Annotated in this window: 10 protein-coding genes; 4 read left to right on the top strand and 6 right to left on the bottom strand. The window is 67.9% G+C overall.

Features of this window, described 5'->3' with window-relative positions; all coding sequences use genetic code 11:
* Positions 1-25: 25 nt before the first annotated feature.
* Positions 26-1,519 (bottom strand): glycosyltransferase, encoded by a 1,494-nt coding sequence (locus K8R92_10975; GenBank protein MCE9620410.1) that lies wholly within the window; start codon positions 1,517-1,519, stop codon positions 26-28.
* 2 nt (positions 1,520-1,521) lie between these two features.
* Positions 1,522-1,980: a hypothetical protein gene (locus K8R92_10970; protein ID MCE9620409.1), complete on the bottom strand. Its 459-nt coding sequence runs from the start codon at positions 1,978-1,980 to the stop codon at positions 1,522-1,524.
* A gap of 89 nt (positions 1,981-2,069) precedes the next feature.
* Between K8R92_10970 and prmC the strand changes: the two genes are divergently transcribed.
* The gene (gene prmC, locus K8R92_10965; GenBank protein MCE9620408.1) at positions 2,070-3,029 is read left to right on the top strand and encodes a peptide chain release factor N(5)-glutamine methyltransferase; all 960 of its coding nucleotides are present in this window, start codon (positions 2,070-2,072) and stop codon (positions 3,027-3,029) included.
* 8 nt (positions 3,030-3,037) lie between these two features.
* On the opposite strand, the gene K8R92_10960 is transcribed toward prmC, so the two are convergent.
* The gene (locus K8R92_10960) at positions 3,038-4,537 is read right to left on the bottom strand and encodes a response regulator (GenBank protein MCE9620407.1); all 1,500 of its coding nucleotides are present in this window, start codon (positions 4,535-4,537) and stop codon (positions 3,038-3,040) included.
* A 66-nt stretch (positions 4,538-4,603) separates the two neighbouring features.
* Between K8R92_10960 and K8R92_10955 the strand changes: the two genes are divergently transcribed.
* From K8R92_10955 to K8R92_10945, 3 genes are read left to right on the top strand one after another with little or no spacing between them, the layout of a single operon-like run.
* Positions 4,604-5,533 carry an ABC transporter ATP-binding protein gene (locus K8R92_10955; GenBank protein MCE9620406.1) on the top strand — a complete coding sequence of 310 codons (930 nt, stop codon included), beginning with the start codon at positions 4,604-4,606 and terminating at the stop codon, positions 5,531-5,533.
* A complete protein-coding gene (locus K8R92_10950; protein MCE9620405.1) occupies positions 5,530-8,217 on the top strand; it encodes a hypothetical protein in 2,688 nt (895 codons plus the stop codon). The genes K8R92_10955 and K8R92_10950 overlap by 4 nt, the downstream gene beginning before the upstream one ends.
* A complete protein-coding gene (locus K8R92_10945; protein ID MCE9620404.1) occupies positions 8,214-9,554 on the top strand; it encodes a DUF4340 domain-containing protein in 1,341 nt (446 codons plus the stop codon). The genes K8R92_10950 and K8R92_10945 overlap by 4 nt, the downstream gene beginning before the upstream one ends.
* On the opposite strand, the gene ribD is transcribed toward K8R92_10945, so the two are convergent.
* The 3 genes from ribD to K8R92_10930 form a co-directional block, all read right to left on the bottom strand.
* Positions 9,494-10,675 carry a bifunctional diaminohydroxyphosphoribosylaminopyrimidine deaminase/5-amino-6-(5-phosphoribosylamino)uracil reductase RibD gene (gene ribD, locus K8R92_10940; GenBank protein MCE9620403.1) on the bottom strand — a complete coding sequence of 394 codons (1,182 nt, stop codon included), beginning with the start codon at positions 10,673-10,675 and terminating at the stop codon, positions 9,494-9,496. The genes K8R92_10945 and ribD overlap by 61 nt on opposite strands.
* Positions 10,676-10,693: 18 nt before the next feature.
* A complete protein-coding gene (fusA, locus tag K8R92_10935) occupies positions 10,694-12,808 on the bottom strand; it encodes an elongation factor G (protein MCE9620402.1) in 2,115 nt (704 codons plus the stop codon).
* 183 nt (positions 12,809-12,991) lie between these two features.
* Positions 12,992-13,990 (bottom strand): hypothetical protein, encoded by a 999-nt coding sequence (locus K8R92_10930; protein MCE9620401.1) that lies wholly within the window; start codon positions 13,988-13,990, stop codon positions 12,992-12,994.
* Positions 13,991-14,081: the final 91 nt, after the last annotated feature.

Genomic DNA, 14,081 nt, shown 5'->3' with positions numbered 1-14,081 from the left:
ATTCGATTCTAGATGGGGCCGGCAGCTAGTGCACCGCCGAGATGGCCCGCTCGTAGACCGCGTCGACCTTGGCCGCGGCGCCGTCCCAGGTGATCCCGCGCACCTCGAAGAAGCCGCTGTCGCGCAGCGTCCGCTGCAGCGGCGGATGGCGCAGCACGGCGACGATCTTGTTGGCCATGTCGTCGATGTCCCAGAAATTGCACTTGAGCGCGTTGGTCAGGATCTCGCTCACGCCGCTGGTGCGGCTGATGAGCACCGGCACGCGGTGGCCCAGGGCCTCCAGGGGCGCAATGCCGAAGGGCTCGCTGACGCTGGGCATGACATAGAGGTCGGCCATGGCGAAGACCTTGGGGATGTCCTTGCCGCGCAGGAAGCCGGTGAAGAGCACCTTGTTGCCGATGCCCATGGAGGCGGCCATTTCGATCATGTGCTGCGCCTGGTCGCCGTTGCCGGCCACCACGAACTTCACGCCATCCATCACATCGAGCACGCGCTTGGCCGCGGAGATGAAGTACTCCGGGCCCTTCTGCATGGTGATGCGGCCGAAGTAGAGAACGATCTTGTCGGAGCGGCGGATCGGCTCCACGCCGGTGCCGGCGGGATCCAGGTCGACGCCGTTGTAGACCACATCCACCTTGTTGGGATTCACGCCGTAGCGGTTCACCACCAAATTGCGGGTGAGCATGCTCACGGTGATCACGCGAACCGCGCCGTGCATGCCGCGGCGCTCGATGTTGTAGAGCGGCTGGTTGACGTGCTCGCCGGAGCGGTCGAACTCGGTGCTGTGCACGTGCACCACCAGCGGTCGCCCGGTGGCCCGCGCCACCGCGAGGCCCGCGGGATAGGTGAGCCAGTCGTGGGCGTGGATCACGTCGAAGCGCAGACCGCGGGTCGCCTGCAGGCAGAAGCGCGCGTATTGCTCGCTCTCCTGGATCAGGTTGCCGCCGTAGTCGGCGCTGGAGGCGGCGCGGGCCTGGATCTGCTGCGTGGATTCGGACTCCGGAATCGCGTCCATCAGGGCGAGCTCGTGGGTGAGCCAGGTCCGCGTCTGGGCGCTGAGCCAATCGGGCAGGCGGAGCGACTTGCGCAGCGCCGCGGAGCCGAGCAGTGCCCGCACCATCGAGGAGTTCGGACCGGAGCCGTAGGGCGCGCTGGCCGTCATGGGCAGCCCGATGGAGGTGATCCCCGCGGCCTGCGCCGCCGCAGCGACGTCGGCGGGATCCATCGCCTCCTTCATCTTCGCGGCGATCAGATCGGTGGCCTGGTGGACGACTTGCCGCTCGACATTGTCGCGGTGCACGGCCTCCGGCGGAGGCAGCGACGGATGGGAAAGGTCGGTGCCGGGCGAGAGCAGCTTCACGTGGCTGGCGTACTGTCCGTCGATGTGCTTGGGCAGCACGAAGGTGATGTCGTCGCCGCGACGATCCAGCGCCTTGGTCAGGCCGTAGCACGCCGTGCCAAGTCCGCCCGTGATGAACGGTGGAAATTCCCAGCCCAGCATGAGCACGCGTCGACCCATGGCTATTCCTTCTCGGCGCCGGACATGTCGCCCAGATTGCGGAACGCGGCCTCGTAGGCCAGGAGCCAGTTCGCCACGACTGCGGCATCTTCCGGGATGGACCTGCCCGTGACCGAGACCCGGTTCACGAAAACATATTGGCGATCGTCATTTCGAAAATGCTTGGGGGCTTCGACCTTGAAATCCGAACCGAGCTCCACAAGCTCCTCCTCGATCAGCTCCTCGAGCGGATCTCCGAAGTGCATGAGGTCGGTCTCGATGCTCTCGCTCAGCCAGCGGTCGGAGGTCACCAGGCTGACCGTCCAGCCGCCCTCCTTCGGCTCCACCACATACCAGGCCTCCTCCTCGACGTCGCGTGCGCGGCAGCGCAGCGCATCGTCCCTCACCTCGATCGAGGCAAAGACGTTGCGCTCGCGCGCGATGGCGGCGACGCTCTCAAGGAATTCCTGGTTCGATTTCATTTTTCCGGCTGGTCCTTTCGCGCTCGGGCGGGGGGACAATCATAGCGGAAACGCGACGCAACACACTCTTTACACTTGTCCCGCACACCATGCCGCGAAAGCCGACCGAAACGACCGCCCGACAAGGCCCCTCCGACGAGGTCTGGACAACGCGGCGGCTGTTGGCGTGGATCGCGGACTTCCTGTCGGGCAAAGGCGTCGACGCGCCGCGCCTCTGCGCCGAGATGCTGCTGGGGCATGTCCTGAGCTGCGAGCGGACGCGCCTCTACATGGAGGCCGACCGAAACGCGGACGCCGGCGAGCTCGCCCGGCTGCGCGAGCTGGTCCGCCGCGCCGCCGAGCACGAGCCCGTGCAATATCTGGTGGGGGAGACCTGGTTCTACGCCAAGCCCTATTTCGTGGACCGCAGCACGCTGATCCCACGGCCCAGCACGGAACGGATGACGGAGCTCGCGGTCGCGTGGGCGAGGGAATCGGGGCGGTCGCCGCTGCGCATCCTGGACCTCTGCACGGGATCCGGCTGCGTCGCCGTGAGCGTGATATCCGCGCTGGTCACTCCCAAGCGCAACAACTTCGAGGCGCCGGCGCCCGCCATCGAGGTGTCGGCGCTGGCGACGGACCTTGTCCCCGCGGCGCTCACGCTCGGAACCCGCAACGCCTCACGCCACGGCCAGGAGGCGCGGATCGATTTTCGCGTCAGCGACCTCTTTGAATCGATCGCGGCAAAGGAGCGGGGCACCTTCGACCTGATCACCGCGAACCCGCCTTACATCAGCGACGAGGAGTTCGCCCGCTGCGCCCCCAACGTGCGGAAGTACGAGCCGGAGACGGCGCTGCGCGGCGGCGTCGACGGGCTGCGCGTCGTGGAGCCGCTGCTGCTTCAGGCAGCCGGCTGGCTGAGACCCGGCGGTCGTCTGCTGGTGGAGATCGCCGCGTCGCAGGGGGCGGCGGTGGAGCTGCTGGCGCGGAGCCAGCCTGAGCTGAAATTTCTTGGCGTCGAAAAAGACGGTGACGGCCTCGACCGCATCCTGGTGGCCGATCGAAAATAAGTGTGCGGCTAGAGGCCGTGCGGCGGAGTCACGATGGCCTTGCAGGCCTCGTCGAGCAGTTGCTGCGCCTGGAAGGGCTTGAAGAGGAAGCAGTGCAGCCCCTCCTGGCTGGAGCGCACGATCGAGTGGTTCGGGTCGTAGCCGAAGCCGGTCATCAGGATCACCGGCGTCTCGGTGTCGATGGCCTTGGTGGCCCGGAAAATCTCGTAGCCGTTTCGGTCCGGCAGGCGGACGTCGCTGAGGACGAGCTCGAAGGGCTTGTCCTCCTTCTTGGCGCTCTCCAGTGCGGCCAGCGCGGGCTCGCCGCGCTCGAAGGCCGTCACCACGGCGCCATGCTGGCTCAGGATGCTCACGATCGCGTCGCGGATGCCGGCCTCGTCGTCGACCACCAGCACGCGGCGGCCGGCGAGCTTGGGCTGCGTCGTGCCCGCCACCGAGATGCGGTCCACGCCCAGGATTCCCTTGAACCCGTCGGTCGCGCTCTGCAGCCGCTTCTCAAGCGAGGCGACGCAATCTTCCATCTGTCCCAGGGCCAGCATGCCGGCGCTGGAGTTGGCGATGGTGCCGCGCAGCGACTCCAGCGACTCGCGCAGCGAGCGCACGGGAATCGCGATCTCCTCCTGCACGCTGCCGGCGATGCGCTGATTGGTGGTGTAACGCTCCACGATCAGCATGTCCAGGATGTTCAGGGCCATCGCCACGTAGCGCCCGTAGAGCTCGAGCAGGAACTGGTCCTCCTCCTCGAAGGCGCGCGGGTCGCCGCTCTCCAGGTTGATGGTTCCGACCACGCGGTCGTGCAGCAGCAGCGGGGAGGTCAGCGAGCAGCGGCAGTTGGGCAGGCCGGCGCGGTAGCGCGGATCGCTGGCGGGTTCCTTGCAGAGGTAGCTCTGGCCGGTGCTGGCGACGTAGCCGGTGATGCCGGCGCCTTCCATGTCAGCGCGCATCTGCTGGCCGATCGGCAGCGGGGCGATGCCGCGGTGCAGCACCAGCTCCAGCACGCGCGTCTTGCGGTCGAGCAGGCGGACCTGATAGTTGGAGGCCGCGAAGAGTTCCCGCAGCGACTGCTCCACGCGGCTCTCGAGCAGCTTCAGCCGCTCGGCGACGTTGAGCGGATTCACGATCACCGCGTCGAGGTTCAGCATCAGGTCGCCGGCGTTGTCGACCTGCTCGATGCGGTCGAAGAGGCGCTGCCGTGGCGTCACGTTGAGCAGCGTGGCCACGGCGTGGTCGCTGCGGCCCGCCACCTCCATCTTGGAGATGGCGACCTCGAATGTTTTGGTGCCGCTGCGGAAACGGCGCAACTGATTCGGCCGGTCGGGCTTGGCCTCGCGCAGAATGTCGCGGCAGGTGTCGGCGAAGCGGCGCATCACCTCGGGCGTCTGCGCCGCGAGTCGTCCGCTCATCCACACGATCTCGCCGGACGCGTCCACGACTCCGACACCGTCCACAAGGCCCTCCAGCAGGGCCGCGGCGTCAAAGGTGCCGGATTCGTGCGTCTTTGCGGTCATGCGTGGAGTCTAGGGGACACGAACCTTCGTCGACGGTTTACACTCCTCACTTCAATCGGCATCACCATGATTGTCGCTCAAGATTTAGCCAAGAATTTCGCCTCGCGCATCGCCGTCGACGGCGTAAGTTTTTATGTGCCAGCGGGGGCCATCTGCGGATTTCTGGGTCCAAATGGGGCTGGCAAGAGCACTTCGATGCGGATGATTGCAGGCGCCCTGGCGCCGGATCGCGGCCAGGTTTTGGTCGACGGCGCGGATGTCTGGTCGCAGCCGCGCGAGGCCCGCTCGCGGATGGGATGGCTGCCCGAGCGGGCGCCCGTGCATCCCGACGCATCGGTCGACGAGTTCATCCAATGGTCGGCACAAATGAAAGGAATCGAACATCGCCAAGCACCGAAGTCGGCGGAGGAGGCGATGCAGCGCTGCGGATTGCTTGAGGTGCGTCATCGATTGTGCGGCGAGCTGAGCCGCGGATTTCGGCAGCGCGTCGGGCTGGCGGCGGCGCTTGCCTCGCGGCCGAAGGTGCTGCTGCTGGACGAGCCCACCGCCGGACTCGATCCGGCCCAGGTGATGGCCTTCCGCGAAATGCTGCAGTCGCTGCGGGGCAGTGTGACGGTGCTGCTCTCGACGCACGTGCTTGCGGAAGTCGAGGCCACCTGCGACCGGCTGATCGTGCTCGACCGCGGTCGCGTGGTGGCGATGGGCGAGCCCGACGAGGTGCGCCGGAAACTGGGCGTCGCCGCCCGGCTCCAGATCGAAGTGGACGATCCCGTCCGCGCCGAAGTCGCCGTCGCCGAGGCGGGACTGCGACTGGAAATGCAGCGCCCGCTGGACGGAGCATGGCACGCCATGACCGCCTCGGGCGATGTCACGCTCGAGGCTCGTTCCACGCTCTCGCGGAGTCTGGCCCGCGACGGGGTGGCGGTGCGGCGCATGGATGTGGAGGCGGGGCCGCTTGAGGATGCCTTCAAGCGACTCGCGCTGGAGGCGTCGTGACCGGATTTTCGACCTGTTTTCTCCGCGAATTGCGTTCGCTCGCATCCACGCCGCTGGTCTGGGGAACCGCGGCGGCGGTGGCGATTCCGGCGGGCATGGGGTTCGCCTTCGGCGGGCTCGCCAGCGGCTCCGTCGCGGATCTCTCCCGCGCCATCGGCATTTCGTTGTGGTGCGTCGGCGCCGCGGCCTGCGCGCTGGCGGCGCGAAGTGTTCCCGGCGAGCGGCGCGGCGGCACCTGGGATTTGACCCTCGCCTCTCCGGTCAAGGTTGCGACGGTGATCCACGCGAAGTTTGCGGCGATCGCGCTGGCGTGCGCCGCGTTGACGCTTCCCATTCTCCTTCAGGCCGTCGCGCTCTCCAGCGTGGCGAGCCCATCGTGGAGCGTGATCGCCTGCGGCATGCTGGGACTCTGGCTGCTGGCCGTTGCCGGCGCCGGCGCGGGATTGCTCGCGGGCACCGTGGTGCGATCCGGCGCCGGAGCCATCGTGGCGTCGCTGACCGCCGTCGCCGCGTGGATTGCCCTCTGCCGAGGTGGGCAGTCGCTGCAGTGGCCCGCGCTGGCTGCGGCCTCCTTTGCACTGGACCCGCTGCGCCGCGCCGAGGATTTCACGCGCGGCTCGCTCGACCTGGGAAGCGCGCTGAGCCTGCTCGCGATGGGCGCGGGCTGCGCCTGGTGCGCCGGCGCCTGGGCGGAGAGCGACGCGGAACCACCGACGAAAAGGCGGGAATCGCTGAGAATCGCGACCGGCCTGGGCGCGCTGGCCGCGGTGGTCGCCGCGGTGCTGGCGGTCCGCGGCGCGGGAGCGCCGGCGACCCGGGTCGACGCGGCGTCGCTGCTGAGCGGATCGCTGCAGCCCGCCACGCGGAAGCTGATCTCCGAGTGCCCGGCGCCGATGCGGGTCGCGCTGCTGACGGCCAAAGGCAACACGGACGCCGAGGCGCTGCGCCATGCGCGCAGCGTGCTGGCACGGGCCTCGCGCGGCGTCCTCTCGGATGGAAGCCCTCTGCGCTGCCAGGAGCTCGACGAGCTGGAGCTTGCGGACGCTGAGTCCTCCGCCGCGATGTTCGAGATGATTGAGGCCGGCGAGGAGAAGAGCGCCGAGGCGTGGCGTGAAGCGACGAACAAGGGACTTGAGGCGCATCGCTCGATCGAGAGTTTCGCGGACGCGGCCGCCGCGCAGGTCCAGGCACTGGCCATGGCCTTGCCCAAGGATGACGCGGCGCGGAGCAAGCTTGAGTCCGCCGCCGCGGCGATGGCCAAGACCACCTCCGAGGGGCACGCGCTGCGCGACGCCATTGCCCAGCTCGCCGCGCCCAGCGCTGAGCGACCGCTGGGCAACGTCGAGGGCGCCGGCCGGAAGCTGGCGTACGAGCTGAAATGGTGGTCCGCCGCCCTTCAGGAAGTCGCGGATATCGCGGGTAATCGGCTCAAAACCAGCGCTCCCGCGATGGAGCAGGCGGTCCGGCAGTTGCAGCGAAGTTGTGCCGCCCAGGCTGAGCAGGCCAAGGCCGCCCAGGACCGCATCGATCGCTTACCGCCGCTGCGCCTCTCCGAGGTCGCGGCCGCCATGCAGTATCCGCCCACGCTGATCGTGAGCGGGCCGCGCGGAGTCGCGGCCATTCCCGCGTGGCAGATGCGGGCGAGCGCGGACGCGGCCGAGCTGGCCCTCGCAGAGGCGATCCGCTGCGCCGCGGGGGCGCCGCGGATCGCCGTCACGATCATCCACTCGCAGGCGCGATCGCCGTTGGAGGCCGCCGCGGGTGGCGGTGACCTGCATCTGATCGCGGATTCCTTCCGCGCCGCGCGAATGGAAGTGGATGAATGGAATCCATCGAAGGCGACGCGACCGCTGACCCAGGGGGCGAAGCGAGTCTGGATCGTGATCCCGCCGCTGGATCGAAGCGCACAGGAGCCCGACCCTGCGGAGAACGCGCTCCTGTCGGCGGCGCGACAATTGCTGGCCGAAGGCGAGAGCGTCTGGGTGGCGGCAACACCAAATCCCTTCGCCGCCATGGGGATCAGCGATCCTTGGGCGGACCTGCTGCAATTTGCCGGCGTGCGGGCACGATCTGGCCAGGTTGTTCTTGACCTGGGGGCGCGATCGGAAAACACCAATGAACTCCGCAACTTCGTAGAGTTTTCCGGTTCCGGCTCCGGGCATCCCGCGGCGCTTGCCGCGGCCGGCGAAAGCATCCTCTGGCCGATGCCGATTCCCATCGAGGTACGTCCGCGCGATTCCTGGACCGCGGCGCCCGTCGCCTGGATTCCTCCCGCGCCGCAGCGCTGGATCGAGAACGACCCCCGCGTGGTGAGCCGCGCGGTCGAGGCGGCGCCGGCCGGCAAGGTCTTCAACGACGCTGTTGCGGTGCTGGTGGTCGCCGAGCGCGACGATGGGGCGCGGGCGGCGATCTCCGGCGGGCTCTCCTGGCTGCTCACGCTGCACAGCGGCATGGGCGAGGGCGATCGCCGCGCACTGCGCTATCCGGGCAACCGCGACCTGGCCATCGGCGTCGTCCGCTGGCTCGCGCATGGGGACCCCATCGCGACGGTCGCGGACACGGGGCGCGTACCCGAGCTCGGTGAAAAATCCCGCATCGCGCTGGGAGCGTTTGGACTGGCCGGCATACCGCTGGGGCTGGCGCTCACCGGCCAGGCCATCTGGAAAAAGAGGCGGCGCCGATGAGCACCATCCCCCGAGTCCTGAAGCCGTGGCTGGCGGCGCTGGCGCTGGTCGCCCTGGGTTGGCTCCTGCGTTCCGGCGCCGGCACCGCCAACGAGCCGCAGCTGCTCGCCGAGATTCCCGTGGATCTCGTCTCGAAAATCGAGGCCCGCAAAGCCGGTCGAACGCTGGTGTTCGAGCGGATCGGCGACGCGTGGATGCAGACGTCTCCCGTGGCGCAGCCGGCGGATCCCGCGGCCATCCGCCGGGCACTGGTGGCGATGGCGGAAGCGCGGGTGATCCAGGCCACGGACCTCTTGAAAATGCCGGCGCGGGCGGGCTTGGATGAATCGGCTCCGAGCCTCAAGGCGACCTGGCCCACAGGCAGCGCGACCCTTCGCATTGGCGCCCGTCATCCCGCGGGGCTGGCGTGGATTGCCGCAGTCGAGCGCAACATCGGCGGCCCGGGCTCCAGCGACCTGCACCGGATGCTGGTCGAGGGAGATCCCGTCCAGTTGCGCAGCGCGAGGCTCTTCGACCGACCCGGCGCCGCAAGCGACCGCGTCATCGTGCAGGCGAACTCCGGCGCGAAGCGCCTGGAGGTGGCGCTGGAGAAGAAGGAGGGGCGCTGGTCCCTCGTCGAGCCGATCGAGGCCCGCGCCGACAATGGCGCGGTCGCGGATTTCCTGGAGGCGGTGGCGCGGCTCGAGCATGAGGGCATCGTCGACGACGAGCCAAAGGACCTTGCGCTCTACGGTCTTGCCACTCCGGCCGCCGTGGTGTCGATCCGGTCGCTCGATCTCTCCAAGGGGGTGTCCGTGGAAGAAGTGCTGGAGATTGGAAGCGATGGCCCTGCCGGACCAGGCGGGCGCTTCGGCAAGCGGCGCGATCGGCCTGGGGTGTTCCAGCTCGAGAAGCGCTCGTTGTCCGCGCTCTTTCCGCCCAGCGCCGCCTTCATCGACGCCACCATGCTGGGCGTCGATCCGGCCGAGGTCGCATCGATCGAGCTGCGAGGCGCCAGCGGAACTCCGAGAGCCGAGCTGGCCCGGAGCGTGGCGACCTGGCGAATCAAGGAGCCTGCGTCGGAGGCGCGTCCCGCGGATCCGCGGCGCATCCGCGAACTGCTGCAGGCCCTCTGCGCCGCGCGGGCCTCGGATCTGGCGACCGAGGCCATTCCGCCGAATCTGGTGGTTGCCCACATGACCGCGCGATTGTCCGGCGGCGCCGCGATCGCATTGGTGATCGGCAAGGATGCGCAGGGGCGATGGCTCGTCGGCGACGGCGGCAACCTCACCCGGGTCTATCCCGCGACGATGTCGTTTCCGCTGGAGCCCGAGATGTTCGGATCGTCGAACCGGTAGTGCAGCAGCGCGTCCGGCCCGCGGCGGCGCACCGAGAGAAGGCGCAGCGGGATCGCGTCATCCATGGTCAGCGGCGAAAGGCCGCGCGCGGGGTGGATCGCCTCGCGGTCCCCGACCACTTTCGGGCCGACAAAGACCCACGCCTCGTCGATCAGCCGCTCCTTGAGCAGCTCGCCGGTCAGGCCGCCGCCCGCCTCGACCAGCACGGTGTGCACCCCGTACTCCTTGCGCAGCGCCGCCAGCAGTCCGCGGAAGTCCGAGTGCTGCTTCATGCAGCCGACCCCCAGGTCGCCCAAAGCGCGGCGGTGCTCGGAGCGCTCCGAAAATGACTTGGGCAGCGTGGCCACGACGGTCTTGAACTGGCGCGCCGTCCGGACCAGCGACGCCGTGAGCGGCAGCACCAGCTCGGGATCAATCACCACGCGGATCGCATTGCGACGCAGGCGGACGCCGCGGGCGGTGAGCTGGGGATCGTCGTGCATGACGGTGCCGATGCCGGTCAGGATGGCGTCCACGCGCCCGCGCTCGCGGTGCACCATGCGCCGGCTGCGCTCGCCGCTAATCCACTGCGAGTCGTAGTTCCGCGTCGCCACGCAACCGTCCACGGTCTGCGCCCATTTCGCCAGGACCCAGGGCAGCCCGGTGCGCACACGCTTCAGAAAGGGCTCGTTCAATTCGTCGCACTCGGGGCAGCGCAGCAGGATGGCCTCGATGCCGGCTTCGCGAAGCTTGGCGGCGCCGCCGGCGGCCTCGGGATTCGGATCCTCGGCGCCGTAGACCACGCGGGCCACGCCGGCATTCCTCAGGGCGTCGACGCAGGGGGGCGTCCGCCCGAAATGCGCGCAGGGCTCAAGCGTCACGATCGCCGTCCCGCCGCGGGCCTTGGCGCCGGCCCGCTTCAGGGCCTCGATTTCGGCGTGCGCGCCACCGATCTTCCGGTGGCAACCCCAGCCGGCCAGCTGCTCGCGGGCGTCCAGCACCACGCAGCCGACCATGGGATTGGGCTCGACATTTCCATGCCCGCGCAGGGCGATCCGCGCCGCCGTCTTCATCCAGGAACGCCACAAATCACCGCCCATGTGCACATGGGCGGGGTTCGTGGTCAGGGTGCGGTTCGGCATGATGCCGTCAGCGAAGGATCAGGCCTTCGCCAACACTTCATCCTTCAGACGGTCCGGCATGATGCGGTAGGTGTGCGGCTCCATCACGCTCGAGGCGCGACCCTGGGTCATGCTGCGAAGCGTGGTGGTGTAGCCGAAGAGCTCCGCCAGCGGGACCTCCGCGGTGATGAGGCGGGTGATGCCGCGCAATTCGCTGTCGATGATCTGGCCGCGGCGGCTGGCGATGTCTCCGGCGACATTGCCGAAGAATTCATCGGGGGTCGTGACGACCAACTTCATGATCGGCTCGAGCAGCGCCAAACCTGCGCGGGTGCAGGCCTCGCGGAAGGCCAGCGCGCCGGCCTGCTCGAAGGCGATCTGACTGGAATCGACATCGTGATAGGAACCGAACACCAGCTGGCAGCGCACATTGATCACGGGGTATCCGCCCAGGATGCCGCTCGCGGCCGCCTGGCGCACTCCGTACTCGACGCTGGGAATGAACTCGCGTGGAATCGCGCCGCCGGTGACCTTGTCCTCGAAGACCACGCCATCCTTCATGACGAGTTCCTCGACATCGGCCTCCTCCTTGGTCATCGGAGAGACGGTGACCACGGCATCGCCGTACTGGCCGCGTCCGCCGGACTGCTTCTTGAAGAGTCCGCGGATTTCCTTGCCGGTTCCGGTGATGGTCTCGCGGTAGGCCACGCGGGGCTTGCCGACGGTGACGTTCACTTTCATGTCGCGGACCAGCTTGTTCTTGATGATCTCAAGGTGCAGCTCGCCCATGCCGCTGATGATGGTCTCGCCGGTCTCATCGTTGTAGTTGCTGCGGAAGGAGGGATCCTCGCGGCGAATGATGGTGAGCGACTCGCCCAGCTTCTTCTTGTCGTCGGCGGTGTTGGGCTCGATGCTCATCGAGATGACGGGCTCCGGGAAGACCATGCGCTCGAGCACGATCGGATGGTCGGGATCGCACAGGGTGTCGCCCGTGAACGAATCCTTCAGTCCGACGACGGCCACGATCTGGCCGGTGCCGGTCTCGTCCAGCGCGGTCCGGTTCTGGGCGTGCATCTCGTAGAGGCGGCTGACGTTCTCGCGGCGGCCGTTGCCGGGATTGAGCACGCGGCTGCCCTTGGTCAGCTTGCCGGAGTAGATGCGCAGGTAGGTGAGGTTGCCGGCGACGTCGCTGACCACCTTGAACACCAGTGCGGAGAAGGGAGCGGCCTCGCTGTGCGGGCGCGACAATTTGATCGAGGGATCCTTGGGGTCGACGCCTTCCACGGGAGGGCGCTCGGTCGGGCAGGGCAGGTAGTCCACGACGGCGTCGAGAATTTTCTGCACGCCGGTGTACTTGAGCGCGGAGCCGCAGAGCACCGGGGCGCACTTCAGCGCGATGGTGGCCTTCCGCAGGGCGAGCTTCAATTCCGGAATGGTGATGGTCGAGGGATCGGTCAGGTACTTCTCGGCGAGCGAGTCATCCAGGTCGGCGATGTTCTCGACCATCTGGGTGCGCCATTTCTCGGCGGTTTCGCGGAAATCCTCGGGAATCTCGGTCTCCTTGATCTCGTTGCCCTGCTCTGCGGGATCCCAGTACATGGCCTTCATGCGCATCAGATCGACGATGCCCTTGAAGGTGGCGCCGCCGCCGATGGGAACCTGGATGGCGATGGCGTTGGCGCCAAGGCGGGCCTTGATGCTGCCGAAGGAGTAGTCGAAGTCGCCGCCGAGCTTGTCCATCTTGTTGATCAGGCAGAGTCGCGGAACGCCGTAGCGGTCGGCCTGGCGCCATACCGTCTCGCTCTGGGCCTCCACGCCTTCCTTGCCGTCAAACACCGCGACCGCGCCGTCGAGCACGCGCAGCGAGCGCTCCACTTCGATGGTGAAATCCACGTGGCCCGGGGTGTCGATCAGATTGATCTTGTACTCGACGCCGTCGGCTTCCCATGGGCAGGTGGTGGCGGCGCTCTGGATGGTGATGCCGCGCTTCTGCTCTTCCTCAAGGCTGTCCATGGTGGCGGTGCCTTCATGCACTTCACCCATGCGATGGATCTTTCCGGTGTAGAAAAGAATGCGCTCCGTGACGGTGGTCTTGCCGGCGTCGATGTGGGCACAAATTCCGATGTTGCGAACCTTGGTCAGATCAATGGGCATGTGGCTAACTCGTCTGCCCCGCGGGGCGTGTGAAAGGCGTGCGTGCGTCCCGAAATCGCCTCCAACCGCAATGGGACGCCTGCGGTGGAGAATCGAAGAGAGTAGGCATTTTTAGTGGGTCAGGTCAAGGGTTGGCGGGATTTGCCGCCGCGGTCGTCGCGGGAGGCCGCCCGGGAGCCCACCTCACATTTTTCGCACCAAATCATCGGTTTCCACCCCCCATTGGGCCAGATGCGGGCGGATCTTCGCCAGGAACCGCCTTCCATCCTCGACATAGCCCGCGGTCGGGGCGAGCCCGGGCATCCGCTGGGTGAAGTAGGCGTTCAAGCGCGCCATGCTCAGCTCGCGGACGTACTTCGCGGTCATGCTGGCCAGCGCGACGGGAAGGTGGCGCTCCTCCGAGTCGACCTCGAAGGAGACGCTCATGCGCCGGCTTCCCTCGAAGAGCTCGTAGCGGCTGCCGCGGTCGCTCTCGTCGTGGATGCGGACCACCGCGTCGGGAAAGGCCCGCTGCAGCGGCTTGAGGTAGCGGGTGCGCCCGCCCTGTCGGTCGCAGGCGACGCAGAGATCCGCATCGGCGAATTTTTCGCGCAGCTCGCACAGCAGCCGCAGCAGGGCCAGCTCGTTCACCGCCGCCTTGCTGCCCGCGATCTTCGAGAGTCGGTTCAGCTCCTCCGGCTCCACGATGACGCAGCGCATCAGCGCCAGCCGGGCGCCGGAAGGAGCAAAAGCCAGGTGCACGCGGTTGGCCGTGATCTGCAGGTCGTCCTTGGGCGTCGCCACGGGAAGCTGGGTTGCATTCTGCTCCCGGTGCCAGGGCAGGGCGGCGGCGGGATCGCAGCCGAGGCGGCACAGGAAATCGCCCTCGTTCAGCGGAAAGAAATCGATTTCCCCCGGACGTGACTCGCGCTGCATGGCGTCGAGCATGGAAAGCACGCCGCGCTCGAGGTTCCGCAGCGGATGGGATTTCGCCGCCTTCGCACCCTTGAGCGTCTTGGAGTCGTCGACCGCCACGCGGCCCTTGGAGTCGTTGGGTCGCCGGCACACGGCGCTCGAGAGAGCGCTCCACAGGTCGGGCCAGAGTCCCAGCGACTCCTCTGTGTTCCACGCCGTGCATGCGACAGTCAGCGGCCCGAGCAGGGGCCCGTAGCCCGCCTCGTCGATGCCCGCATAGATCCGCATCGGCCCAGCCTACCGCGGCCGACCATTCCATCGCGCCGGTCCCGGCGATGGACGCCTCCGGAAGGTCGGGTACAGTCATGTCCACAGGAGC

This window comes from Planctomycetota bacterium (assembly GCA_021414025.1).
Classification (GTDB): domain Bacteria; phylum Planctomycetota; class Phycisphaerae; order Phycisphaerales; family SM1A02; genus SYAC01.
This window is presented reverse-complemented; position numbering and strand designations above follow the sequence as displayed.